This window comes from Paenibacillus sp. LX16 (assembly GCF_036252815.1).
Classification (GTDB): domain Bacteria; phylum Bacillota; class Bacilli; order Paenibacillales; family Paenibacillaceae; genus Paenibacillus; species Paenibacillus polymyxa_B.
In genome coordinates this window covers 2,262,283-2,289,201 of record NZ_CP141152.1, presented here as the reverse complement: position 1 = coordinate 2,289,201, position 26,919 = coordinate 2,262,283, and the positions used below count along the sequence as shown (strand labels likewise).

The 26,919-nt window shown below is 47.2% G+C and carries 21 protein-coding genes and 2 pseudogenes; 3 read left to right on the top strand and 20 right to left on the bottom strand.

Annotated features, from left to right (window positions below):
* Window positions 1-16 precede the first annotated feature (16 nt).
* The gene (gene hrpB / locus T3H97_RS10560; protein ID WP_328802472.1) at window positions 17-2,545 is read right to left on the bottom strand and encodes an ATP-dependent helicase HrpB; all 2,529 of its coding nucleotides are present in this window, start codon (window positions 2,543-2,545) and stop codon (window positions 17-19) included.
* A 322-nt stretch (window positions 2,546-2,867) separates the two neighbouring features.
* Here hrpB and gluQRS point away from each other — a divergent pair, with 322 nt between their 5' ends.
* Window positions 2,868-3,863 carry a tRNA glutamyl-Q(34) synthetase GluQRS gene (gluQRS, locus tag T3H97_RS10555; protein ID WP_328802471.1) on the top strand — a complete coding sequence of 332 codons (996 nt, stop codon included), beginning with the start codon at window positions 2,868-2,870 and terminating at the stop codon, window positions 3,861-3,863.
* A gap of 63 nt (window positions 3,864-3,926) precedes the next feature.
* Here the strand turns inward: gluQRS and T3H97_RS10550 are convergent, their stop codons facing one another.
* The 6 genes and pseudogenes from T3H97_RS10550 to T3H97_RS10520 all read right to left on the bottom strand — a co-directional run bounded on the left by T3H97_RS10550 (window position 3,927) and on the right by T3H97_RS10520 (window position 9,480).
* Window positions 3,927-4,301: a DnaJ family domain-containing protein gene (locus T3H97_RS10550; protein WP_053325287.1), complete on the bottom strand. Its 375-nt coding sequence runs from the start codon at window positions 4,299-4,301 to the stop codon at window positions 3,927-3,929.
* Between the two features lie 114 nt (window positions 4,302-4,415).
* Window positions 4,416-4,610, bottom strand: a complete 195-nt coding sequence (locus tag T3H97_RS10545; RefSeq protein ID WP_029517081.1) for a Rha family transcriptional regulator — start codon at window positions 4,608-4,610, stop codon at window positions 4,416-4,418.
* 108 nt (window positions 4,611-4,718) lie between these two features.
* Window positions 4,719-4,886, bottom strand: coding sequence for an aspartyl-phosphate phosphatase Spo0E family protein (locus tag T3H97_RS10540; protein WP_071558834.1), 168 nt, complete (start codon window positions 4,884-4,886; stop codon window positions 4,719-4,721).
* A 368-nt stretch (window positions 4,887-5,254) separates the two neighbouring features.
* Window positions 5,255-6,651, bottom strand: a pseudogene (locus tag T3H97_RS10535) (helix-turn-helix domain-containing protein).
* Between the two features lie 1,045 nt (window positions 6,652-7,696).
* Window positions 7,697-8,165 (bottom strand): annotated as a pseudogene (gene cas1, locus T3H97_RS10525) (CRISPR-associated endonuclease Cas1); the annotation flags it as partial.
* Between the two features lie 205 nt (window positions 8,166-8,370).
* Window positions 8,371-9,480, bottom strand: a complete 1,110-nt coding sequence (locus T3H97_RS10520) for an NADH:flavin oxidoreductase (protein WP_328802470.1) — start codon at window positions 9,478-9,480, stop codon at window positions 8,371-8,373.
* A 216-nt stretch (window positions 9,481-9,696) separates the two neighbouring features.
* Between T3H97_RS10520 and T3H97_RS10515 the strand changes: the two genes are divergently transcribed.
* Window positions 9,697-10,278, top strand: a complete 582-nt coding sequence (locus T3H97_RS10515) for a TetR/AcrR family transcriptional regulator (protein WP_328802469.1) — start codon at window positions 9,697-9,699, stop codon at window positions 10,276-10,278.
* Between the two features lie 251 nt (window positions 10,279-10,529).
* On the opposite strand, the gene T3H97_RS10510 is transcribed toward T3H97_RS10515, so the two are convergent.
* From T3H97_RS10510 to T3H97_RS10455, 12 genes are all read right to left on the bottom strand, one after another.
* Window positions 10,530-11,714, bottom strand: a complete 1,185-nt coding sequence (locus tag T3H97_RS10510; RefSeq protein WP_328802468.1) for an aminotransferase class I/II-fold pyridoxal phosphate-dependent enzyme — start codon at window positions 11,712-11,714, stop codon at window positions 10,530-10,532.
* 1 nt (window position 11,715) lies between these two features.
* Window positions 11,716-12,645 carry a D-alanine--D-alanine ligase gene (locus T3H97_RS10505; RefSeq protein ID WP_328802812.1) on the bottom strand — a complete coding sequence of 310 codons (930 nt, stop codon included), beginning with the start codon at window positions 12,643-12,645 and terminating at the stop codon, window positions 11,716-11,718.
* Window positions 12,646-12,753: 108 nt separating this feature from the next.
* Entirely contained in the window at window positions 12,754-14,238 is a 1,485-nt protein-coding gene (locus tag T3H97_RS10500) for an aminotransferase-like domain-containing protein (RefSeq protein ID WP_328802467.1), read from the bottom strand.
* Between the two features lie 244 nt (window positions 14,239-14,482).
* The gene (locus tag T3H97_RS10495) at window positions 14,483-15,292 is read right to left on the bottom strand and encodes an SDR family oxidoreductase (protein WP_023988269.1); all 810 of its coding nucleotides are present in this window, start codon (window positions 15,290-15,292) and stop codon (window positions 14,483-14,485) included.
* A 260-nt stretch (window positions 15,293-15,552) separates the two neighbouring features.
* Window positions 15,553-16,389, bottom strand: coding sequence for a hypothetical protein (locus tag T3H97_RS10490; RefSeq protein WP_328802466.1), 837 nt, complete (start codon window positions 16,387-16,389; stop codon window positions 15,553-15,555).
* Between the two features lie 12 nt (window positions 16,390-16,401).
* Window positions 16,402-17,154 (bottom strand): vWA domain-containing protein, encoded by a 753-nt coding sequence (locus tag T3H97_RS10485; protein ID WP_013309992.1) that lies wholly within the window; start codon window positions 17,152-17,154, stop codon window positions 16,402-16,404.
* Between the two features lie 85 nt (window positions 17,155-17,239).
* Window positions 17,240-19,285, bottom strand: a complete 2,046-nt coding sequence (locus tag T3H97_RS10480; protein WP_328802465.1) for a serine/threonine-protein kinase — start codon at window positions 19,283-19,285, stop codon at window positions 17,240-17,242.
* Window positions 19,286-19,486: 201 nt separating this feature from the next.
* A complete protein-coding gene (locus T3H97_RS10475) occupies window positions 19,487-19,762 on the bottom strand; it encodes a WXG100 family type VII secretion target (protein WP_013309990.1) in 276 nt (91 codons plus the stop codon).
* A gap of 248 nt (window positions 19,763-20,010) precedes the next feature.
* Window positions 20,011-20,547, bottom strand: coding sequence for a WXG100 family type VII secretion target (locus T3H97_RS10470; protein WP_328802464.1), 537 nt, complete (start codon window positions 20,545-20,547; stop codon window positions 20,011-20,013).
* Window positions 20,548-20,552: 5 nt separating this feature from the next.
* On the bottom strand, window positions 20,553-21,395 hold the full coding sequence (locus T3H97_RS10465; protein ID WP_328802463.1) for a hypothetical protein: 843 nt from the start codon (window positions 21,393-21,395) through the stop codon (window positions 20,553-20,555).
* A 16-nt stretch (window positions 21,396-21,411) separates the two neighbouring features.
* Complete coding sequence (gene essC / locus T3H97_RS10460; RefSeq protein WP_328802462.1) at window positions 21,412-25,407, bottom strand: type VII secretion protein EssC; 3,996 nt, start codon at window positions 25,405-25,407, stop codon at window positions 21,412-21,414.
* 67 nt (window positions 25,408-25,474) lie between these two features.
* A complete protein-coding gene (locus tag T3H97_RS10455; RefSeq protein WP_023988263.1) occupies window positions 25,475-25,795 on the bottom strand; it encodes a hypothetical protein in 321 nt (106 codons plus the stop codon).
* A gap of 391 nt (window positions 25,796-26,186) precedes the next feature.
* Between T3H97_RS10455 and T3H97_RS10450 the strand changes: the two genes are divergently transcribed.
* The gene (locus tag T3H97_RS10450; protein ID WP_013370782.1) at window positions 26,187-26,426 is read left to right on the top strand and encodes a hypothetical protein; all 240 of its coding nucleotides are present in this window, start codon (window positions 26,187-26,189) and stop codon (window positions 26,424-26,426) included.
* A 128-nt stretch (window positions 26,427-26,554) separates the two neighbouring features.
* Here T3H97_RS10450 and T3H97_RS10445 read toward each other — a convergent pair whose 3' ends face one another.
* Complete coding sequence (locus tag T3H97_RS10445; RefSeq protein WP_023988262.1) at window positions 26,555-26,704, bottom strand: hypothetical protein; 150 nt, start codon at window positions 26,702-26,704, stop codon at window positions 26,555-26,557.
* Window positions 26,705-26,919: the final 215 nt, after the last annotated feature.

Genomic DNA, 26,919 nt, shown 5'->3' with positions numbered 1-26,919 from the left:
ATAAAACAGCTTCTATTTAACGCTTTGGCTTTGCTCTTTTGGTCGCCACAGCTTCCAGTGGATCATTCGGCCAATAATGCTTGGGATATCTGCCTTTCAGGTCCTTTTTGACTTCAAAATAAGCCTCGCTCCAGAAGCTGGACAAGTCGGATGTCACTTGGACAGGTCGCTGAGCAGGTGACAGTAAATGCAATACAATTGGCACACGTCCGCGTCCAATACGAGGCGTATCCCTCATACCGAACAATTCTTGTAGTCGTACGGCCAGCGCTGGTACCTCAGGATTCGAATAATCGACAGGAATGCGGGAACCGCTGGGTACGCGGATATGCGTCGGCGCTTCCTGATCAAGCTGCTGCCGCTGTTCCCAATCCAGCCTGCCAAGCAGTAATGCAGCACTGTCCAGCCGTTGCAGATCGGATACATTTTTGGCTCCTAGAGCAAAAGGCAACAGCCACGATTCCAGTGAATCCAGCAATGCCGATTCCGTGCAGTCCGGCCAGTCCTCAGGCGCCGAGAAGTGCATAAAAATCAAACGAGCCTGCAGCTGGAGGGTTTGCCGATTCCATGACAGCAGCTTGAGCCCTCGTTCACGGACACCCTGCATCAAGGCGGCAGCAACCTCCTCTGCTGGAGGTCGCTCATAGGACGTTTCCTTTAAGACGAGTGAGCCCAGCCGCAGTACCTTGCGGGCTCTCACTGCTGAGGCGGAGCTATCCCAGTATACGTTGGCTTGTTCCAGCAACAAATCGCTGCAATGCTGGATCAGCTCTTGCAGTTCAACCGGTGCAGCCAGCTGAATGGCGCCATCTGCTCCCTCGTCGTCCACTTCAGCGGCGACCAGATAGGACGAACGCGACATCCACTCCACTTGTCGGAGTCGCGCGCCCCGGCCGCCGCTAAGCAAAAAGCGGCCGTCCCCTCGGCCCTGCGCGATCCGATCCGGATACGCAAAGGCCAACAGCAGCCCGCAAGCCGCGGAGCCGTTAGGCTTGTCCTGCGCTGCGGCTACTGTCGGCAGCGAGGCTAGCAGCTGCCGGCTCTCTTGCACGATACGGCGAATCACTGTATCGTCTGCCGTCCGCAGCAGGCTGTGCGTGCTGCGGGCATGGGTCGCCTCGCGCAGGGCATCCAGCCGCGGGCGCAAATCCGTTCCGCCATGAGCGCGGAACGGATCACGCTCTTGCAGTAGCGCAGCCAGACGGCTGGCAGTTGGTGCCAGGCCGAGGGCTGCTGCGCGCAACAGCATGTGCCCGAGGCGCGGGTGCGTGCCCAAGGCGGACACCTCGCGCCCATGCGCGGTGATGCCGCCTGTAGTGCCATCGGCTGCTTCATCTAGGCAGCCGAGCTGGCGCAGCAGACCTGTGGCCTGGCGGTACGCGGCCTCAGGCGGGGCATCCAGCCAGGCCAGCTCGGCGGGCTCGCGCACGCCCCAGGCGGCCAGCTCCAGCGCGAGCGGGGCCAGATCCGCCGCCGCGATTTCCGGGCGACTGGCATCGGGGAGCGCGGCTTGCTCCTGCGCGCTCCACAGCCGGTAGCATACGCCCGGCTGGAGACGGCCCGCCCGTCCGCGCCGCTGATCGGCGGAGGCCTTGGACACCTTGACGGTGGTCAAACGGCTCATACCGGTCCGCGCGGAAAATACAGACTCCCGCGACAGTCCGCTGTCGATCACCACCGTAATCCCGGCTATGGTCAAGCTAGACTCCGCAATTGAAGTGGCCAATACCACTTTTCGACTGCCCGAAGCCGACGGGCGTATTGCTTCATCCTGCTGCTCCAGCTTCATGCTCCCATACAGCGGAATGACCTTGACATGTGCTGGTAAATGCTTTGAAGCCAATTCTCGTTCCGTTCTGTGAATTTCTCTAGCCCCTGGTAAAAACACCAGCAGATCGCCATCATGAGCATGAAGTGCCTTTTCTACCGTCTCAGCCGTAAAGGACTCTAATGAGGTTGACGAAGGTTTGGACGTATGAAAGGTTTCTACCGGAAATACAGTGCCTGGACATTCCAGCAATGGCGCATCCCCTAATAATCTGCATACAGGCTCTGCCTCCAGGGTGGCAGACATGATCAATATCTTCAAATCCGGTCGCAACAGCGCCTGGCTTTGCAGAGCAAGTGCCAATCCCAAATCTGCAGGCAGGCTGCGTTCATGAAACTCATCAAAAATAATCAGGCCGACTCCCTCCAACGCCTGATCATGTTGCAACATCCGGGTCAGTACGCCCTCCGTAACCACTTCAATCCGCGTGTATGGCCCTACTTTTGTATCCATACGAACCCGGTAACCCACGGTCTTCCCGGTGGGCTCTCCGAGCGCTTTTGCCATTTGCGCTGCTGCTGCACGCGCTGCCAAACGCCTCGGCTCCAGCATAATCATCTTTTGCCCTGCCAGCCACGGCTCATGCAGTAGCTCCAGAGGTGTTACCGTCGTTTTCCCCGCTCCCGGCTGTGCAATCAGTACCGCCGCCGACTGGGATTGCAGTGTATGTTTAAGCTCGGGGATCACTTGTATAATAGGCAGTTGTTTATCTGTCAATGAAATCTCTCCAATGATACGCTTGATGCGTAGAATCTAAGTTTTAATTCCTTTATTATTGTGAATTTTTCATTACCTGTAATTATTGAATACTGAATAAAAAATGTTAAGCTGCACTCTGGGACTTCTCTTTGATCTGTAGTGCATAATTCTTCTAAATCTATTATACAGATATTTAAATTTCCCGTCTGGCCATCGCGGCTATGTAAGTTTCCTGTGTTAGCTCCTGTACCTGTCGGGATGCACTCGCGGTAAGTTCGTTTTATAATATGGTTGATATGGATTGCTGAAGGACGGAATATAGAATCGAGGTCACTTTCGTATGGAATTACAGGCCCAACCCATCAGAGGGCGATTTGCCCCAACACCATCGGGATGGATACACTTAGGAAACGCTCGTACTGCCTTATTATCCTGGCTGCACGTTCGTTCCCTGGGCGGAACCTATATTTTGCGCATGGAAGATATTGATATGACGCGAGCTCGCAGCCAGTTGGCGCAAGGGATTATGGGAGACTTGCGCTGGATCGGGCTGAATTGGGACGAAGGACCCGACGTAGGCGGTCCCTACGGTTCCTACACTCAAAGCCAACGGCTGGAACGCTACCAGTCTGCATTGGAGAAACTACAGAGGCAAGATTTACTGTATCCTTGTTTTTGCAGTCGGGCCGACATTCTGGCCGCCGCCCATGCTCCACATGGACTGTCTGGTGAAGGGCCTGCGTATTCGGGGGCATGTCGTAACCTTAGCTCTCAAGATGTCGTAGCCAAAGCACAACATAAACTCCCTTCACTTCGCTTTAAAGTGCCGCAACATCCAGATGCCGTTATTTCGTTTCATGATCAGGTAGCAGGTCATGTGGCCTTTGGTGCGGCTGAGGGGGGCGATTTTATCGTCAAACGAGCCGACGGCATGTTTTCCTATCAGCTGGCTGTCGTTGTCGATGATGCGGATATGCATATGACCGACGTACTACGCGGGTATGATCTTCTCGATTCGACTCCCCGTCAGCTATTGCTGTACCAAGCTTTGGGGTTGCAGCCGCCACGTTTCGCACACGTTCCCCTTGTCCTAGGCCCTGATGGGCGAAGGCTGGCCAAACGACATGGTGGCGTAGCACTCCGAGCTATGCGCCGACAAGGTGTCACACCGGAAGCAGTCATTGGCTGGCTCGCCTATTTTTCCGGGCTGCTGGATTCACCTGAGCCTGTGAAGGCTGTGGATTTAATCGATGACTTTCATTTGGACAAACTGCCCAAAGAACCTGTCATCCTGACGAAACAATGCCTCACGAGATTATCTGCACTGCAACGGTAATGAGGTAAAGCACGGAGATTAAAGTGTACGGGCAGGGGCATCCGCCCTTTGCTCCTCTCGCTTCTATTCCTCCAATCGCTTACGCATAGCGGACTCATATTCATAAAATACAGACGACGTATTCAGCCCTCTTTCCTCCAGCAGCATACGGAGACGAAGTGATTTTTCAGTCAGCCTGCGACTGATCCGTTGTTGCTCTCCTGCCTCATGACAAGCGTGAAGCAAATCACGTAGCTGGACACATTCCTTTTGCAGCTGAAGCTCTTCCGGTAAAATGCCTGCATTCTTCAACAGCTTGTACGACATCCGCAGCTCCTCTGGAACATGTGACAAATCCTCGATCACCAGTGGCTTGCCCGCTCCCGGTAAATGATCAAACTCACCTTTGGCCATCGCCTCGGCAATCTTCTGCTCTGCCATTCTGGAGAACATTTCCATCACTCCTTGTATTAAGCTTCCTATGTACAATCTATATTAAAGAAACCTGGAGTCCTTTGCCACTGTAGCTTACATATCATTAGGATGTCCTGTATCCATAAAGGAGAAAGAGGGTTATTCTTCGATCCCAAGCAATTGAGATACTTGTACTCTATATTTTTTGGCCTTACGTGTTCCATGAATGAGATTAGACAAGCGGCTAGCAGGAATATGGTAGGTATCACAAAATGTTCTCTGATCCATTTGCCTCTCGACTAGCTTTTCTTTGATTTTCCAGCCAAAAGGGGTTACAGGATTTCGTTTGTTCAACAACGTTATCACCTCTTCATAGTATAGATTTAGAATTTTGATTGGGGTTTGGAGATTGGAGATTGGATTTCACACTCTTCCTTTAGCAACATGTCATGAACTCATTTGTTAAGATTTCATTTTGTATATTTGGTATTGATTCAATAGTTCATCCAGTTTCATGGATTGTTCAATCACTTTGGGATGCGTTAAAAATCCATATTTCTTCTGGACTTGGTACAGTCTTTTTCTGGCCCGTTCGACACGAAGTAAAGTCACACCTGGATTCATCAGCATGATTCCCCCTTCTGTGTCATATCCTAATACAAAACGTAAATTTTTGGATTTTTTGAAAATTTGCTCGACAAAAAAAAGTGCTTCTGGAGCATTCCAGAGGCACTTTTTTGGCGTTTTATGTTTATTTAAAAAAATGCAACAGACTCCTACAAGCTGAACTTAAAATTCAACTATTGTTTCACTACGCAGTCGGATGTTGCTTCCCATCGTCACCGCCCCCGTATTTCCTAAAAAAAGTCAGAGGAGGGTTAAAATTCGTGGCAAAAGCGACCGCTTTACTTGCACAGCAACATTCTACCTTCTTCGTTTTCCATATATATTTTATTTTATTCAACTTGGAATCAACACTGAGAAATGATTAATAACTATTAATAATAAAATAATCTTTCTTTTCGCCCTTCTCTAACTAAACTCTCATACTTTGTACACAGTCTAAAGTCTGCAAATTGTTTGAACTGCTCAAATAATTTTATGCAGCTAATGAAAAAGGCTTCTTTGTTAATGACTAATGATTTAGATAAAACGTCTAGTAAGTATTTAAATCCATATGAGTAATTACCTTTATTTAAGTAGTATTTAGCCAGTTCATATTTAAAACGTGTTGATTGTTCTGGAACCACTTGATGAGTGTACATATCAGCAGATAATTGCTGTTGGGTGATCGAATCAATCTCCGTTTCGAACTGTTGAAGTATGTCATCCACATCAACTTGATATCGGTTAGCCGCCATCATAATATTTAATAGTTTTGTAACCATTACTTTTTCAGAAGCATCTGACGATGCAGCAATATATTCAACATAATTGTTTAGTACACTTATATCTCCAGATAATAGTTTATAGGTGTAGATATTACCTTCTGCCCAATCTTGAAATAGTTTCATCCAATGCAGAGTTTCCTCGTCCGTCTCTTTGACCCAATCTAAATTAGCGTAGGCGTATGTATATTCTAATGCCTGCTCATAATCGCCTTTGGCCTCATATACACTGGCACACAGTAAATCAGAATAGGTGATGTACACAAACAATGGACGGCTCAGCCTCTTTTCTAGTTCCGCAGGCTTTCGTTTTTTCTGCTGATGCTCTAATGTATATTGGATTTCCGCTTTATCTCTCATTTTTCGAGCGGTCACATCAAGCCTGTCCCATAAGCGCAAAGAACGATACACATTCGCCAAATCTTTTAAAGCATCAAGCTGGTCTATTTCATCCAGACGTTCCACGAAGGGTTCAAATAGCGTTGCTGCCTTGAGATTACGCTCTGATCGTCTCCAACTTGAATCGAGAATATACGATATTGGCAGATGGCCAAGCGTTCAGAATGCTGATATTTCTCCACTTCTGCGACATTCTCATAGAGAGGCAGCGCAGCAGCATGTCGTCCCTGTTCAAATAATGCTTCTGCAACATCAAATAGCCTGGTCGCATATAGCGGATTATCCATGATATGTCCAACCATTCGACGGATTGCATCCAGCTTGTCCAGCTCCGCACAACGATACAATAATGGCTCAATTCGCCTAAAATTCGGGGAAAGGTCAATGATGTAATTTTCTATGTATAGATCGTAAAAATAGCCTTCCGGCAAATCCATAGCCACAGTAATTCGGTCTAGCTGCTGTACAGAAACAGGACGATGCTGAGTAATCCAATGACTAAGCGTTCTTTGATGAACCCCTGAATATTCGGCAAATTGACTCAACGTCATATCATTTTGTTCTAGATAATCCTCAAACTCCGCTGAAATCGTAGGTGTATGCTTCAAGTCATAACCATCCTTCACATAAAAATTCCATTATTTTAAAAATCACCCTCTATTCTTCTCCATAATTAACCATCTGTCAATATATTATGCAGCTAATGTTTATAACGAAAATTCAGCATAACTTACACACAAGGGAAGATTGTGAAAACGAATAGCAAAAGTAAAATTGGATTGCCGAAATAAAAGGTTTAACAGAGTTGATATGACTATTTCATTTCTCCATATTCTTACTATTAGTAAATGATACAGAGTTCCCAGGTAGAAACTCTGTTGAACCTTTTAATCAAATGAAAAATCCCCTGATTTTGATGTAATCAAGGGATACATAGGTTCATTTCTCTCGCTTTGATAATGCCAAATTGATTATTTCTCCACTCACAATTCCTGTCAGAATTGCATAGATTCCCATAGCACTCATTTGATATCCCAAAGCGTAAAATACCCCTATAACTATTGCGTAGTTCAATAGAATCGTTACATAACGCTTTAGAAACTTACTAATGGAAATCCTCATAAGCAACTCCCACCTTATTTTATACTTCAACATAGTAAATGTTAGTTCATTATTGTATAAAAGTAAGGGGGAATTTGTCGAATAATCCTTTAAAAAGAAATTTGCACTTATTCACTGCTGGGCAGGCCACGAAATAAGACTTCTTTTTTCATATCATTCACGCACTCACATGGAGTGCGACAGCGAAAATACAGTAATTCATACCCTAATGATATCAATTCCACACATTCTCGCAAAAAACGATGCCAAAAAGGCTTGGATCAACCATTGCCCTTTTCTGAAGGCAACCGATTCAATTGCTTTTCGACATTTTTCGAGGTGCGAAGGACCCGGGATTTTTATGTGAGCTTCACATTCGCACCTTACAGAATCAGCGGACTTTCCATATCGCAAGCTTCTTTGGCCCCTATATGATCCACTTTCTTTTTGTAGTTATCTTCTAAGTTGTAGAAGCGCAAGCTGTCTTCTGTTTTGTCTATCAACTCTTCGAGTTCGTACTTTAAACGTCGAATTGGGTAAAATCCGAAATACATTCACATAGGGATAAATAATCCTATCCTGTTTCATTGTGCCATGCCTTCATTACGATTTTTCCTTGTAACATCGTTCATCATGGCAGCCCCGTTTTCTTTTTTTGTAAAATCTTTTATTTAATCATTTTTCTTATTAATCAATGTAAGGATAAAACGGCCGGCATATACTTCTCGAAGTTCTTCCATCACATCCAATGCCAATGAGGCTCACTCTGAACAACCTCTATGCAGAAAACCTACATAAGCATCCAAGCCCACAGCTTCCAGTGCCCATTTCATATCGTTGGACAGCAGTGTATAGGCAAAAGATAATAGGGCATTCACATTATCTAACGGCGGGCGTTTATGGTGTCCATGGAAGTGAAAATCATCTTTTTGCTGTAAGATCAGCCCATCCTAACGGAATTGTACTGAACCGTCGCCGTCCCTTCCAAACCGCACAGCCTGATACACTTTTGGATTTCGGTTTGGGGATAGCAGGCCGCAATCGTCTTCGTCAGTGTATTCTTTTTCTGATCTTATCGTCCATCTGTTTTCGTTTGGTTGTTTACATTGTCTTTATACAAATATACCATCACCCTAATTTATGAAATCAAACAAGCGGATCAAGGCTGGATGTCTTAACCTGCTTGTTTGGTTTTCTTATGTCACCTTCTTATGACAAGCACGCAATCAATACAGATTGGCTGCAGACTCAGGAGTAAAGGCTAGAATGTCCTCTGTCCGTCCCTCCCGGATTTTCTTCGCCCATGCCGGATCACCCAGGAGCGCGCGTCCGACAGCTACCAGATCAAACTCACAGTTATCCAGCCGCTTCAGCAGCTCCTTCAGTCCTTGGTTGTCTGCCTTCTCTCCATCTGCGGGATCATTGTCCATGCCTACGGAGCCAACAGTAATCGTTGTCTTCCCGGTGAGCTTCCTCACCCATCCGGCAAGACTAAGCTCCGAACCTGCAAATTCCGGTTCCCAGAATCGGCGCGTCGAGATATGAAAAATGTCTACGCCCGCTTGTACCAGCACAGTCAGGAATTGCTCCAGCTGCTCCGGCGTATCTACCAGCTTCGCCGTATAATCTGCCATTTTCCACTGGGACAGGCGCATGGAGATCGGATAATCCGGGCCGACGGCAGCGCGGACTGCCTGGACAATCTCGGCTGCAAACCGGGTACGCTTCAGGAAATCGCCGCCATAGCGGTCCGTCCGTTGATTGGTTTTCTCCCAGAAGAATTGGTCGATCAGTAAGCCGTGACCGCCCGACAGCTCAATTCCGTCGAAGCCAACCTGCTGTGAATTTACTGCCGCATCGACAAAGGATTGGATGACCTTGGCAATTTCTTCTTCCGTCATCGGCTCGCTTACTTTGTTCCCCTGCATATCCAGTCCCGAAGGCCCAATCGACGGAGCGTCCGGGTAAGGCTGGGAACCCACGGGGCGAATCATCCCCATATGCGATAACTGCGGGAATATGACCCCTCCAGCCTCATGGACCTGTCTGACCACTTCCCTCCAGCCGTTCAAAGCGGCTTCGCCAAAGATACTAGGAAGTCCGGGCTCACTTGTTGCAGCCGGATGGTCAATCATGCCTACGGTGATGACGAGCCCTACCCCGTTCTCTGCGCGGCGTCGGTAATAGGCGGCAGTATCCTCACCCGGCACTCCTTCCGGTGCAAAAGCACGCGCCATCGGCGACATTACAATCCGGTTAGGTATAGTTAATTGATGAACCGTATGAGGTTCAAATAAGGCCTCCAGTGAATGAGTTTGCTGCTGCTCTTTAGTCAAGAATTACGCCTCCTATAGTTTCAATAATTATTTTCAAAGTGGATATGAGTGCAATAGTATCAAGCTCCTGTTCCCGCTTCAACCAACAATCCGACTAATTTGTTGCTTAAGCAAGAAGTGAAAAAAACTGTCGTATTGGGAGATAATAATTGTTGTCTATTCAACACATGTTTATAATAAGAGATTAGTATCTTTACTGAAAGGAGTGTTCAAAGGATGGCTGGTGTACTTCCTCCCAATCCAAACGACCCGCGCGTCATTCGGACACGTCAATTAATTCTGGATGCTTTCATTCAGCAGTTGAACATCATGGACTTCAACTCGATAACTATCGGTGACATCACCAAGGCAGCCACGATTAACCGGGCGACCTTCTATGCACATTTCCCGGATAAATATGCGCTGTTCGAAGCCTTTTTGCTGGACGCATTTACGAATATGGTAGTCTGTAAAGTCGATACGAAAGGACCTTTGACGAAGAAGACGCTTCTGGAGCTTATTGTGGCATTATGTAATTACCATGAAACAAGCCACCACTGCTTCAAGAAATACGATTCAGTGGCCCTCTTGCTTGAAGAAAATATCAAGCTGCATCTTGAGAAACTCACCCTTCAGCTGATCTCTGGAGCAGACGCCGCTGCGGACTCGAAGTCGCTCGCAACCGCAGCAATCCTGTTAAGTTGGTCTTTATACGGTGTTACCTACCGCTGGAATCTGGAGGGAAGAACAGAGCCCCCCTCCGAGCTGGCCGTGCGGGTAATGCCGCTGATCACCGACGGGTTCCACATGTTCAATTAATGCAAAATGGCATGCGGATTAACTACCAAAAGGTAGTTAATCCGCCTCTAGATCGTTTTTTAATTTGATCCCATTGATCGTCGCATATTTCGTATCGTCTTTTCATATCTCAATTTACCATCATTTAACTATGATTTATAGTTTGAATACACGCCCTAGAAAAATACCTTTATGTTTTCGAAAATCATAAAGGTATTTGTAAAATATTTTATGAAAACGTTCGGCAAAAGTTGAGTTATTAACCCTGTTCATCATACCGGCTGCATTACCTGCATAAACCTTCCCATCCGTTCCAGCGCCTTCTCCAAATCGACGAGCGAGGCTGCATATGAGCAGCGAATAAAGCCCTCTCCGCCTGATCCGAATACATGTCCCGGTACGACCGCCACCTTCGCTTCCTTCAGCATACGAAGTGCAAACTGCTCAGATGACATGCCACTAGAAGTAATTGAAGGGAAGGCATAGAAAGCCCCTTCAGGCTCATGACAAGCAAGCCCGATTGCATTCAAGCCGGCCACAAACAGCTTGCGACGTTCGTTGTAGCTCGCCATCATCTCATCCTTGGCAGCCAAGCCATGGCGCAATGATTCCAGCGCGGCAGTCTGTGCAATGGTGGGCGCACACATGGCTGTGTACTGATGGATTTTCAGCATGCTGGCAATCAGCTCATGCGGACCGCACGCATAGCCTACCCGCCAGCCTGTCATCGCAAATGCTTTGGAAAAACCACTGATGACAATCGTACGCTCCTTCATGCCCGGCAAAGAGGCGATACTGACATGCTTTCTCCCGTAAGTCAGTTCGGCATACACTTCATCCGAAATGACGACCAGATTATGTTTGATAATGAGCTCTGTAATCGGTAGCCAATCCTGCTTCGTCATAACTGTTCCAGTCGGATTACAGGGATAATTGATCATTAAAACCTTTGAATGAGGTGTAATTGCCGCTTGCAGCGCTTGCGGGGTCAGCTTGAATTGCTCCTCTGCCGTAGCCGCCACCTCTACAATTTTACCGCCATGCAGATGGGTAATGGGTTCATAGGCAATATAGCTTGGTGCTGGAATCAGCACCTCGTCACCCGGATCGATCACTGCTCGCAGCGCCAGGTCGACGGCTTCACTGCTCCCCACCGTCACAATCATTTCCTGCTCAGGGTCATAGGAAAGCGCAAAGCTGCCGGAAAAATAAGCAGAGATCTCCTCCCGCAGCTCCATCAAGCCGGCATTCGAAGTATATTTCGTCTGTCCTTCACGCAATGCTTGAATGCAAGCTTCACGTACCTTTTCCGGTGTAACGAAATCAGGCTCTCCGACCCCAAGGGCGATTGTATCTCCTCCTGCTGCATTCAGATCAAAAAAAGCGCGAATTCCCGATGGCCGAATATCCCGTACACGCGAGGATACAAACCGCCCTGTCCCCTTTTCACTAAACATATTACGCCATCCCCCATTCCTGTTTACGCTCATGGAGCGAGCTGGCAATAATATGGTCCAGCAGTTGTGTAAAGGTTATACCCGCAGCTGCCGCACTCTTCGGAAGCAGGCTGTTGGCGGTCATTCCCGGTAATGTGTTCACTTCCAGCACGTAAGGCCTATCCTGACACAAAATCATATCGACCCTTGCATAGACCTTACATTGCAGCAGTCGGTAGCTGGCCAGTGCCGCCTTGCGCACACGCTCCTCAATAACGGGAGGAAGCTCGATCACCTCCTCCTTAGCACCACCGACCTCATATTTAGCTTTGTAGTCGAACCACTTCGAACGAGCGGAGCTAATACCAATAATCGGCAATACCTCGCCGTCCACGATCGAGCAGGTAATCTCGGTCCCTTTATAATAGGGCTCAATCAAAATCTCTTGATCCAAGCTGCAAGCCTCCTGAACAGCCGGTAGCAGCTCCTTCTCATTCTGTACAAGCTGGATGCCGATGCTGGATCCCCCCGTATTCGGCTTCACAATAACCGGGTAGCCCAAACGCTCCACCACCTGCAGATCATAATCGTCCATCCCTTGCCAGTAAAGGCCTGAAGGCGTATGCACACCCGCTGCCTTCAACAGCATCTTGGACAACTGCTTATTCATGCATAAGCTGCTTGCCAGGACACCGCTGCCTGTGTAGGGAATGCCCAGCGTCTCCAGCGCTCCCTGCACCGTGCCGTCCTCGCCATACTGACCATGCAGTGCCAACAGCGCGATATCAATGCCTGCCTGCTGGACCTGCGCGATTAAATCCGCTCGCTGCTCGATCACCATTGGAACCACTTCATAACGGCTGCGATCCAAATGATTGATCATCTCTTGACCTGTCTGCAGAGAAATCTCACGCTCAGAGGAAATACCGCCCATAATAACGCCAATTTTCATCATGACACCTCATTTTTCTTCAAAATCTTTATGTGGCTACGGATGTTCATCCGATCGCTGGTGCTTCTTCAGAACAATATTCCGTCTCCATAGCTCTTTTCTTAATCCTTATGCCTTAAGAAAGTTACGCGTCTGTTTACCGATTATTTGAATACCCCGTTCGATATTTTCATCTGTTACTCGTGAAAACCCAAGCCGCAATGTATTCATCCCTTCGCCTTCTTGAATAAAAAACTTGTCTCCCGGTGTGAAAATGACGCCCTGTTCTGTGCAAGCTTCTAGCAGCTGGCGTGTATTTACGCCTGTCGGGAAGGTAAGGAACAAATGCAAGCCCCCGTCACCAGACACCTGCGCCTCAGGAAGATGTGCTTCACAGCATGTCTTTGTCAGCTCATATTTGCGCTTATACTCTGTACGTGCTTTTTTTACATGTTTATCGAAATTTCCGTTAAGCATATATTGGTATAAAATCGATTGATCGATTGTTGAGGTATGAATGGTGCGCGCACGCTTAATGCTTTCCAGAGTGTCAATCAGTGCTCGGTCTCCAAGCACCCAACCTACACGCAAGCCAGGGAACAGCACCTTGGAGAAGCTGCCAACATAGATTACTCCGTTCCCTTGGCCTGCTGTCGCTATTAAGGGCGCAATATGCGCTCCCGAGTAACGCAGCTCCTCATTGAATCCATCCTCGATCACCGGAATCTGATAGCGCATCATTAATTTCATAACAGCGCTGCGCTTTGCTGGCGACATGACGATGCCTGTCGGATTGTGATAGGAAGGAGTCAAATAAGCCAAATCGAAGCTATTGGTCTGCAATACCTCCTCTAGCCGCTCTACATCAATACCGTCACACTCCATCGGAATGCCGGTAATCTCAAATCCTTGCAACTTCAAATTTTTGATCGCTGTGTGATGGGTCGGATTTTCACAAATTACCGCTCCACGGCGTGCAGAAGGGCGTAAAGCCGACAGCACAATGTCAAAGCCTTCTGTAAACCCGCCTGTAATCAGCATATCCTTGCCAATTATATCGACGCCCTTGTTCTCCATATAATGCATCAGGTAATCAATCAGCGGCTTGTAGCCCTTGGCATAGCCGTAGTTGAGCAGCACCTGCCCTTCGATTGCCATCCGATCCATAAAAGCTCGCCTTACATCCCCCAGATCAAATAGCTGCTCATCCGGAGCGATGCTTGTGAACGAGATAGTTCCCTTTTGGGCACGAATGCCCTGCTTCATCATATCCAGATCAACAGCCGATACAGCATACTCGTTCATTCTTGCCTTCCAGTCGATCTCCCAGGTGGCAGAACCGTCAGATCCTCCGTTATCTACGGCCGACTGGCCCACCATGGCGGCCACATAACTACCCTTTCCGGGAATTGCATACGTAAACCCGTCATCCTCCAAGCCTTCATAGGCTGCAATGACTGTATTGCGGCTCACCTTAAGCAGAACGCTCATTTCTCGTGTGGAAGGCAGCTTCTGATCCGCCTGGAGCGCCCCTTTTATAATTAAACGATTGACGTATTCTTTTACTTGTATCGAGACCGGGCGGTCACTGACGAGCTTGAAATCCTGGAACATCCTTCATCGCCTCCCCCTATAATGATGGCATACAAGACGAGTGAAAAAAAAGAACCACCGCACTGGATTTTTCATCCTTCGGTGGTTCTTCCGTATTTTATCTCCTGTACGCCCTCGCATCATTGCCTCTCATCGCGCCCATTGCGAGCATTGTACATATCACCAAGCATCGTGAAGCTGATGAAAGTAATATAGTCAACATATTTGTCATCCAGGCTGTCGATCAGTGTATGAACAGTATTTTTTAAAACAATAACGACTCTGCCCCATCAATTACAATTTGCGCGCCAGTAATGTGACGCGAATGATCTGAGGCCAAAAATGTTACCAAATCAGCCACCTGCTCGGGTTGACCCGGCCCATCAGCCAACGGTTGTCCTCCTTCGGGAAACTTGACGGGGATGGTAATTTGCTTTAACCCTTCCGACTTCTCCGTGGTTTCATCAATATTCGTCGAAATGGCACCCGGATAGATGACATTGACACGAATACGAAACTTAGCCAGCTCCAGCGCAGCCATTTTAGCAAAACCAGTTTGACCTGCCTTCGATGTGCTGTAGGCTGACATCCCAAAGCTGGTAAAGCGCTGATTTCCATTAATGGAGCTGGTAATAATAATGCTGCCGCCACCGTTCTTTTTCAAATGTGGTATTGTATACTTCACCGTCAGGAAGGTACCGTCCAGATTCGTGGACAATGTTTGCCGCCAATCCTCAATGCTCAGATCCTCGATCGGTCCGACGACCCCGTTAATCCCCGCATTAGCAAAAATGATATGCAGACCGCCAAATAATTCAACCGCTTCCAGAACTGCTTTTTCCACACGCACCGGATCGGCAATGTCCACGTCAAATGCCCGCGCTGACCCTTCACGTATAGCATTAATTTCTCTTTCTGTCTCCAAAATACGCTCATTACTTACGTCAAAAAGAGCGACATTTGCTCCTTCTCTAGCCATTTGAATGGCCGTTGCCTTGCCAATGCCAGAACCAGCCCCCGTGATCAGAGCCGTTTTGCCTTCAAAGCGCGCGCCTCCTGCATATGTGTAGCTCATATCTATCGCTCCCTTCAGTAATCTGTATAATCACAAGATTACCCAAAAGGATATACTTTATAATCACCATTTTTGCGCATTTTTTTGCGATATTTAAGAAAAAGACGAATATTACGCGAAATAGCGCGTCTTTCCTTCTTCTCCTCGTTACATTCTATAAATATCTTAACGAATTGAATGTTCCATGCATTCATCAAAAATCAAAAAAAGGACGTATACATCCATATCCATGGTTGTATAACGTCCTTTTGCTTATTCATTTACCACTGCAGCTCAATAAATGCAGCATCATCATCAAGTCCCCCGGTATGGGATGCATCTAGCAATACCTGTATCTGCTCATCAGGGACAGGCTCGCGAATGGGGTCCAAATCGGATAAACCGTCCGTATATACCTGTAATCTCATCGGCATATCTGTGGATATGCTTCTTTCATACCAATGAGGCTTCCCTCCAATCGGCCCACGGCTTGTAGACCAGCGCTCCGCTGTTGAGAAGGTATGATCGAATAGCTCGCTGATTTCCTCGGCACCATTCCATAGTCGCAAACGTGAGTCCCCTTGCCAGGCAAGTCGGAGACGACCACGGCTACCACGCTTCGGCAGTTCGATTTTACCGCAAATATACATGGACTGGCTACCTTGACGACGTTTATCTTCCAATACCGAACGCATTAAGCCTGATTCGTGATCCAAAGGCTGCCGATCCAGTTCCTCTGCCGCTGTACCTGCCAAACGTTCAAGGTACACTCTCAATTGGTCAGCAGACAGATCTTGTCCCCGTTCCATCCAATCCAGTAAAGAAGAACCCAGATAGCGCGCCGCAAAATCTCCTCGGTAACTGAGCCCGACACCATCACACAAGACAAAACAACAGACGGATTTATGAATACGTACTGCGGCGAAATCCTGTCCGCTTTCCCCCATACTGGCAGATTCGGCAGATCTTCCATAGCCATAACGACACATAAAACGACTGTGATGAGATGATAAAGGCTGATCGCCTGTCTGAGAGCTTATGTAAGCAAATTGCTGAGTCAGCCTTGCATTCATTCCCTTTTTTTTGCTCGCGGGGAGCAGGGACAGCAGTGGATTCATGCTTTTACCTCCTTACCGTACAGGCGTTGCGGCCGACATTTGGAACCCAATGGACACCAGTTCCGCACAGGTTCCGGGCAGCATCATAATGGCTCCTTCACCTAACTGATAATCTGCCTCAAACAGCATTTCTCGATAGCTTTCAGGCAGTACAGAAGACATATCACGCAATTTCACAGCATGTTCATCCTGCAACGGCGTATTATGCGTCAGACCTTTCCAGCGACGGGGGTCCTGAATAGGCGTTTCCAGCAACCTGTCGGATAAAAATATATTTTCCACCAGTACATTACCGTCCGGTACACTCATGCTCATAATACGCTTCGCAATCGGTTCCGGATCATCGCCTGTGGAAACCCCATCTGTCATATGACAGACCAATGGTGCAGGGCAATCCTGCATCCCTGGTAATTCTGCCTGCAAAATACGTTCAGCTTGCAAGAAGGCTTTTGCTGAATCCGAGAATCGTTTGGGTGTCAAATCGGGCAACGAACCAATGGCCGCGATTTCATCAATTCCCTTGACACCATTCAGCAGGTCATACACATCGTCACTATAAGCCAAAATCGCAATCCGATAGCGCGCTGTCAGCCGATTTCCTTTGGTTGACCGAAAAACCATCTGCCGGATCGCCAACGATATAGCTTCATATACAACGTCAATACGCCGCCGCCCCTCCATCAGCATGTTCATCGACGCGCTGATGTCAATCAGGTAAATGATCAGGGCGGGAGTCCGTTGTGAAGCCTGTATTGTATAATTCATGATTTGTACATGCTCCCCTCAGTTACCTTCTATCTCCATCTGTGTCGTATCCTATCATTCCGTCCATATATAGACATATTAAATATTATATTTTAGGCAGTCTAAAATTCGTATCCCCTAAAAAATTATAGATCGAGGAAGCGCGATACCCCACTTCGCCTACCGAACGATAATAGGAAGGATTGCTATCATATAGTGTTCTAAAACGCTTCGCAAAGCTCTTTGCCTTCGCAGCGCTTCCACCTTCCTGAGAGGCATACGCCTTGTTGTACAGGGAAATAAGCTGAAGAACGTTCTCCTTATTTCGTGCATGCATGGACTCTTTTTGCTTTTGTTCCGCCTCGGCTGCTGCCTTACGAGCTGCCTCTTCCTGGGCGGCACGAGCTTCCTGCTCTTTTTTCAAAGCCAAGTATTTTTCATACTTTGCCTGTTGATCATACGCTTTTTGCTTCGCCAACTTGGCAGCCACCTGCTTATTTTGTTCCTTTTGAGCGAGATAAGCTTCATATTTAACCTGTTGAGCGATAAGGGCTTGCTGTTTCTTCTGCTCTTCCTGTTGCTTTTGAACAGCAAGTGCCTGTTGTTTGGCCTGTTGTTCCGCTTCCTGGCTTTGTTTCTCCGTCAGCAATTTTTGAGCGGCTTCCTGCTCGGCTGCCAGCTTTTCCTCGGCCGCCTTTGCAGCCTTCGCTGCCTCTTCCTGCTTGGCTGCCTCGATTTGCCGCTGATTGGACTGATCTGCAAGAATATTCACGGCTGGGATTCCAGCTGCCAATAGAACGACTGCGGCCGCAGTTGTCACGATAAACGCCTTGGAGCGATACCAGGCTTTTGATTTTTCAGGCTGCTCTGGCGTCTTGGGATTCAACTGCTCCTCTAGTCCTGTGATCGCAGCCGACACCTCCACATGCAGAGGACTGCCGTCTTCTACAAAATGATACAACGACCGGTATACTTCCAGCGCTGCAGCAGGTTTGTTTTGCTGCTCTAAATCACGTGCTTGTCGGAACAGCTTGTCCGTTACCCCACGCTCTCCCTGCTCCAGGGCAGCCTGATTTAGTAGTGCAGCCTGTTCAGCCTTGAGCGGTGCAGGCGCTGCCAAAGAGGATGCTGCTTCACTGGCAAGGCCGTCCACCGCTGCCGATTCTATTGTTTCTGTCGCAGCAGGCTCTGATTCTATAGCCTCAACTGGAATTTCCTGCTCAGTAACCGCATTAAGTACAACCAGCCATTCGCCAAAAGTAGGGCAACTGCTTAAATCCTGACTATCCCAGGCACGGCTGAACAATTCTACCACCTTGCTGCCCCAACGGGATTCAAGTGATTTTCGTAAAATAAAATAACGTTCGCAAGGCGTCTGCATTTCATGCTGATCAAAATAACTTTCGCCCCACGCTTTGTCGACTACTACACGATCAGACCAGCCTAGCATTTCTCCTATAATAATTGCCCCTGCAAAACGGTCTGCATACGCACTCCATAACCCGCTGTGGACGGTACGATGGGCGGCATACCCTGGCGAACCTGCCAATAGAGCGTCTGGACGATCCATTTTAGTACTATACATTTGTTCCACGTCCACCAATTCCACAGCTGACGTGCCTTGAGGCAGTTCCACTTCAGAAAAAAACGGAAGCATCACATTCGGCGCCGATAAATCGCAGTGCGCCAATCCTTTTTGCTCCATAGCTGAACCGATCCCTGCCAATGCTCTGGCTAAAGCCAGACTATCGGAAGCCTCAAGCTGACGCTGATCTGTGAGACAATCGAACCATGTCATACCGTGAACCCATGGCATCAGCACCGCATACAGCAAATCAGGCTGCTCGGCGATCAGACTTCCGTTTCTTTCTGGAGTGAGCACATCACGCTTGCATACCTGCAAACCGGGAATATCCCCGTATGCTTCCATATGCTCAGATTGATAAACCATAGCCGGGATGCGAAACTTCGGAAAAAACACCTTAAGGGCTTTGGCCTCATGCGGTGCTCCGTTTTTGGCATTTAGCTGGTATACAATTCCCTGTCGCCCTGCTTGAGCATAGGCTAAACCGGGTGCAGCGGGATGTCGCCCAACCACATAAGCTGTGCCGTTTATGATCAATTCGTCTCCCGGATTCGGTTGAAAAGACATGAAACATCCCTCTCCTTACATCATTCAGTATACTAGTATTCCTCACCTTATTATATACATCTATGGATGGCAAGAAAACCGGGTATCCGAAGATCGCCCGGTTTTTCCTGAACATCCTGTGCCAAACCATGAGGAATGGCTCACATATTGCTTCTTTATAGAGTGGTGTATGATAAGTTGATCCCTATCAGGCAAGGCAACTTATTTCGTTTGGTCAACTGTACGGAATTTGTTAGCGATAGCTGTCAATTCTTGGCTGATGCTATTCAAAGTCGTTACGAAAGCTTGCATTTGTTTGCTAGCTTCCTGAAACTCTTGGAAGAAGCGTTGTTTAGTCATACCTTCCCATTGACCTTCCATACCTGAGATGGACTGTGTCAAACTGGAAACGATCTGTTGGCTTTGCTCACCACTTTGTTTAAATTGGTTAGCCACCTGATCAACCTGTTCTGGGGTAATTAAAATGCGTCCTGCCATTTTTTGCGTCCTCCTTGATGATACAAATGTTTTTGTTTATCTGGTTCAAATTGTACTATGGCTATTTAACTCCCTACAAAAGGCAAAGGACCTAATTGTAACAATCCCACTTTTTAACTATAAAACAGCACCTAACAGTATAATATTAATAAAACAACCACCTAATAAGTCCCATAAAGCCGGGAATTGTGGAGCGAATTCAAGTAAAATTTGCAGTCGATCCAGATTGTCCCGGAACGCGATCCCAACTAAGCGACAGGCTGATCTCTTGCTGTAGACGGATCAGTAAAATACCAATCCTGCGGACTGCTAGAAGATGCCTGCATCAGTATATCCTGATGCAACGTTTCTACATCCGAAGACTGTACACCAGCAATGGCATGTACAACAGACTGCGGGTTTGAAATCAGACTGCTTCCTTCTGAAGCTTGCCCAGGCAGAATAGACGGTGATTGCTGATTCGACCAATCGAGCATCGTGACGGGTCGTCCCAATGGTTGGCTGGCAAATGACAGTATCGTTTGATAGTTGTGGTCAACAGACTGAAACTGCTCTGCCTTTCGGTTCAGTTGTGTACCTGATGTATGGAGGTAAGCATGGATCTGTTCTGACATCCGCTTGGCCTGCATCCAATGATTCAAGATCGCCTCGCGTGCAGATACATCCCAATCCAGCGATTGTAACGCCTGCTCCAAACCTGCTGTTAACTGTTGAATTTGCTCCGCCGCATGCTGTAGCTGCCCGCTAAGCCCCCGAAGCACATCCGGTTCAACTCGAATGCGCATATCCATCACCCTTCTTCTGTCACTTCTTCAGTCGCTGCCGACTGCTTCAACCAATTTAATAATAAATCCACAAACTGATCTCTTGAAGCCATAGCTGCAATCAGCCAGTCTCCGTTACCACTAGAGCTCATCCGAAATATCCAGTTCATTGCAGGACACAGGACAAAGGCTGCTCGTTGTGATTCCCACTCCCTGCCGTTCCAAACCAGCAATTGCAGTTCTCCCTCGGCTACACGGGAACTCAAAGACTGAGCCAGTCTTGCAGCCCCCTCTGCATCTCCGCTAGCCTCGGTCAGTTTACTGCTGATCAGAGACACACTTTCTCCTGCCGATTGCTCGTAAATCTTATTAAATGCCTGCTTGGAGAACATAAGCGCCGGGGATTCAGGTACAAGTCGATCTACCCAACCCATTTTATCAATCAATGTTTCGCAAGCCTTTTCCACATTACCCAGATCGTACAGTCGATACTCATCGGGTTCATCAGCGGATTTCACGAGTTCCACTACACGCTCGTTCGTGCAATGGAGATAGCCTTCAAACCGCTTACCTCCCCGCACATAGCGTATACGGCAAGCCCTATTGGATAATCCCGCGATAGCGACTCTTGAAAAAACGGTAGGAGGCATTGCTAGCTCTTTGCCCTTATCTACCCGCTTTAGATAACCCTTTTCCAAAAGAGTAGCTTTTACCTGCTCCCACTCTTCTGCCAACTCCTCTGCTAGATAGCCCTTAAACGGATCTTCCACCCCAAGCAGTCTGTCAGAACCCAATACGCCTGCTAGAAAAAACAGTTCCTTCGCCTTGAGGGTTATTAACTTCTGCTTGGAAGCTTGAAACGTTAACATTATGAGCCACCTCCCTTCAAACTACAACATGCCATCGGTCACGAATTTTCGTTATCCAATCCTCACAACTCACTTGCTCTGAGAAGGGAATTGCAGCTTTTATCCTGGTAAATTTGCGCCGTACGTAGTATCCCTGCCCAGGTGGCAGGACTTTTAGGCCACCAGCAGCGACGTTCGCCTCCGAATAAGGGATACGAAAGAACGATAGATCATTCGAATCTAGTGTTCCAAATAGCATACCGCTTTGGCTTGCCTTGACATCATTAAACCAGTCCACACCAAAGGTAGGGAAATCAGATGGCACACCCGATAGCACGACATGCACATTGCGATCACGTCCCAACCGTACAATGGCGGAGAGCTGATCCTTTATCATAAAATCGTTCAGTTGCTTGCTTAACATATCCGCATCATCAATGACCAAGAGCAATTCGGGATCATTCCCCTCCTTGTTCCGTTGTTGAACGATATCATACACTTGCTGGACCAGAGGTCCCATTTCTTCTTCGCTTTCGGCAGCAGCCTTAACTTGAGGAAGATGCCGTAATCTAGATAGTCCTCCGCCTCCATAGCGTGTATCGATCGTATAGACTTCCAATTGATCGGGTGATGTGTAATAAGCAAGCGATATAATCCAACTCATTAGAAAAGACGTTTTTCCGCCCTCCATTGGACTACCTACGATAAAATTGGGCCCTTCTTTTAGATTCAGGAGAAAAGGCTCAAGATCGTCACTCTGTAGACCTACAGGTACCTCATAAGGAAGTGCACCCGATGGTCCACTTGTCCGATCCCACTGCTGAAGCAGTTCCGACAGTGGAATCCGCTCAGGCAATGGGAGGATGGCTGGTGCGTGCGTACCTTTCCATTCCTGCGCAATGCCAGCAATATTACGGCGTAGCTGTGCTGATCGTTCAGACTCATCTTCTCCTGGTGAAGGCAAAGCCGTCTGGAACTCCAGTGGAGGAACATGCCCTTTAATCAGAGCGCGACCTGGAATTAACGGTCCTGGCGTTTTGGCTGGTCGCCCTACCGCATAATAATAGTCACTCGGGTCGGACATTTCAAAAGAAACAGCATTTGGTATGTTACTACGGAATTTCTCAAATACATCGGTAATCCGGTTCGCTGTAATGATAAACGTAATACCTAGACTACCTCCTTCACGCAAAAGAGATTCCAGTAATTCATTTTCATCTGGATAAGCATTACGGAAATTAAGGTATCCATCAATAATTACGACAATTTGCGGAATATCCTCGACAGCAGAACGTCGATAAGAGCTTATTGTTTTGACACCAGCCTCGGAAAGCATTTCCTTGCGTACGGCCACCATCTTGAACAGATAACGGAACAATCGCTTGATCCGGTCATCCTCCTCAGCCATCATAACAGCCCCGATTTGGGGAAGTTCCCCAAAGTCGCGCATCGTTCGACCCATGTCAATGATATAACCGTTCCAATGATTCGCAGTAAAACGCTGAGCCGTGGACATCAGCAACGTATGCAAAAAGGTCGTTTTACCCATGCCCGGCATGCCATACACAGCCCAATGACCATGATCGAGCGATGCATAAATTGGCTCCTGCCGCTGATTCGGCAAATCATCAACCAGACCAATAAGAGCCTTCAGCTCCAAAGATGACGATGTACTATCTATTTCGGTGCATGCCGGCAGATTTGTTAAATCCAGCAATTCAGGCAGCGGCGGAAGCCACGGTCCCTGAAGTCGTTCAATCCCTGCTTTAGCAGCCTCATTCGCAATATAATCAATAAATACTTGAAGCTGTTTAGGGGCTTCTTCTCCTTTTAAGCCTGAGCTTGCCCGTTCGCCGCCCGTCAGTAGCGCTTCACGTTTCCCGTTCAGTCTCACTTCATGTACAGGTAGTGCAGAAGAAATATCGCTGTTGCCTATATACGGCGCACCGCTCCAAGCAAACTGCATCTCTTCAAACACCTCGTCGCTACCCACCTGGAAATATCCTCGTCCCGGCTTCGTAATCCACGCGGCATTCGGTATTTTCAACATGTCACGGCTATCACCTTCGCTTTGCACCCGTAAGCAGATGCGGAACCTGGAGTTACTCCAGATCTTATCATCCACGACACCTGCGGGCTTTTGCGTCGCCAAAATCAAATGGACACCTAGTGTCCGCCCAATCGCGGCAATACTAATTAGCTCGTCCATAAACTCTGGCTGATCCCGCTTTAATTGTGCAAATTCATCAATAATAATAACCAGATGAGGCAGCGGTTGTTCCTGCCGCTGCCGGAGTAGTCTGTAATATTCATCAATATGCTGTAAATTGCCTGCATCGTTTAATATCTTCTGTCGACGAACCAGTTCTGCTTTAAGAGATATTTTGGCACGTTCAATCAAATTATTGTCCAAGTTCGTAATCGTACCCACAACATGCGGCAAGTTAACGAACGTATTGGACATGCCTCCACCCTTGTAATCGATCAGCATAAAAGCAAGATCATGCGGATGAAACTCGGCAGCAAGCGAGGCTACGATGGACTGGATAACCTCACTCTTCCCTGAACCCGTTGTACCGGCGATCAAGCCATGGGGACCATGTCCTTGACGCTCTATCTTATCATGCAGGTTAATCATAATCCTCTTACCGCCTGCACGCACGCCCATCGGTACGGGTAAGGTATCAGGATGGCGGTTACGTCGCCACCGATCTGCCACGTCCAGTTCTTCCACACTCGCTACGCTCATCATATCAAACAGAGGCAGCACAGCGGGAATATCAGAAGCAGAGGAACGCTTCAAGCGAATAGGAGCCATGTACCGCGCTAATGCATCGGCTTCCTCTTTTGACAAACGATCCGGTTTAAAACTTTGTTGTTCAACCTCCGCCGATTCTGATTTGCGGGCATATACGCCCTGCTCTTTGGAAGCCTCCACAATCAGCTGACACTGCATCGGTAAAGCCTCTTTACGAGAAGCCAGCACAATTGTACACGCATCAATGGCTCGGCCGTCCTCCAGTAACAACGGCAGCAAGGGTTCTTCCTCAATCAGCTGGGTGTCAGATAAAACAACGATATAACACGGGACTTCCATCCCTTTACCATGGCGATCATTGCGATTATTTTTACGACGGTTCAGTCTGGCAAACAGAAAATCAGCTAGTTGATGGGCACTGCTACTGCGGTCTGACATCATTCTCTGGATTCGGTCATCATCCCACACATGTGGGAGCCAGCGCATCCAAGTCCATTCACTTTCCTCTCGCTCGTCATAGAAGGAAGCAATTTTCACTTCATCTGGCGAGTGACGAACAGTCACTTGTGCCAAGATGACTCTTAACGCAGCAAGGGTATGCTCCCGTTCGCCGACCAATCCAACCACTTTGGATTGAAACAGCGGTAATGCAATGGAAGCGGCGTCTACCAGACGAAATTCTTCTTCCAGTTCATCCGCAGCTCCCAACAAAGGATCTCGATCATAACCGTCTGGGCGTGGAATTTGCAATTTAATATGAAAGGGGACTTGTCCAGTCCCAATACGCACCTGCAAAAAGTCCTCATCCTCCGGTGATCGTTCCCAAAGTGAACTGTTACGGTTTTTAACAATTTGAGTGCATATTTGCGGGTCACCGTGAATTTCATATAGTGTGCGAATTTGCTCCTCGCGTTTCATTTCAAGTTCTTCACGATGCTTTTGGAGCTGTTCTCGGTACATCCGGTCCCGTTCCTCCAGCTTACGCTTATATTCCTTTTTATTATTTAAATAGACGAAAAAAGGAATCGTATAAGATGTAAGCATCATGACCACAGTGACCATCTGGAACATCAAATAGTTACTGTTGCCCATCTTGCCTGTTTTGCTCATATATACGTAAAAGCCTATAGTCACCAACGTCATCATTAACGGAATAAGTATAGATATAATAGAAAAAGACGGCTTGCTCGGCTCAGCCGGAGGCCGTAAAATCTCCAGCTTCTCCTCTCGGAGCGCCGGCCTTAATCTCGGGGATCGCTGGTATAATGCATTCAAGACAAAAGTCCCCCTTTTCGCTTACTATTTCATTTTACCAAGGTTTCATATAATTTCATGTGTGTATTTACCCATTTTTTTCACTTTGAAACAGAGAACGCCTTCCATACACAGGCGCTTCGTCCTGAGTTGTCGAAAAAGCGCGCTGAATACGCACAGTACAGCCTTCCCGCAAGCCTGATCCTGTGAGTAGCTGGTTATCCCCCACCCTGAACCAAAGCCCTTCCGGGAACTTTGCTTCCATAATATATTGCATGCCTTCCGCCGGAGGCTCGCCGAAAATGCGCACACCCAGCATCAACTTTAAATGTTCCACCGAGTATTCATCAGCTACCTCGATGTCAAACCACTCTGTTTCCTGTCGTCCTGAAAGCACGGTCAGGATCATCTGTCATCCCTCCCGATCCTTAAATATATAGCAAAGTTCACGCAAAAAGCCTATTTCTACGGAAATATGGCTATCGTAACTGTAGCATCCGACTATCAGACTGTCAATTTGTTACAAAATACCCACTCTAAAAAATAAAACAGATACTTTAGTCATATTTTCGAATAATAGTAGAGTCATTGGTATCAATAATATGTATTTAATCATTTCTAATATAGGTATATACGTCATTTTGTCGATTAGTTAGAACTAAATTCGATTGTTACCTAGATTGTTGTGAACACTTTGTAAATTTTTCAGACCTTTATGTTTTTATAAGGTGTTTTTAAGGTAATTTTAAGAAACGGGCACTACAATTAAGCCATGAAATAACTCAGGCGAGGTGATTTTTGTGAGAACATTAATTACATTTCAAAACAAACGTATTCCCGTATACTTCAATCAAGAAAATAAGCAACCGGTACAAAAAACATTAAAACTTCTAAGTAACACTTTGGAGAATAAAATCTCCAGCGGCAAGCGTGCCCTTCAAAAATGTCTTAACTCTTTGATCAGTATAGAGATTGTCGGTTGTGAAGCCATCCTGCATAGCGTTAGTGAAAATGATTCATTAGCATTGTCCCTCTATTAAGAGGGACTTTTTTTTGTCCACATTAGACACAAAAAAGAGAGGGGCATTTAAGCACCCTCTCCATATCAGCAGCTTTGAAACATGATACATGTGACTTACCGTAGCTTATGCATTTGATCAGGCTCTATTTAAAGTATTCTGCGATAACCTTTTTTACCGCCTCGTTCCTTATTCTGCGCCTTCTCAATCCGTATTCTAAACAGTTCTAGTAAATTAGCGCGTGTATGCTCTTCCCGGCAGTTGTCCAGCTTTTTTAAGATAAAACGGTCAATGGACATATGACTCAGGCTCCTTTACAGCAAGCTGCCCCTGCTTTTCAAGGGGATGATCAGGCTATCCATTTTTAACCATTCTGTCTGTTGTTTAAACAGGTACGTTACTTATAGGATAAAGCACACGGGATTACATAACCTTTAATTAGGGTAAATACATAAAGTTTCGAAAATTTTATCACGTTAAGCCTGGAAGCTATGGACAAGGAGCGAGCAAAAAC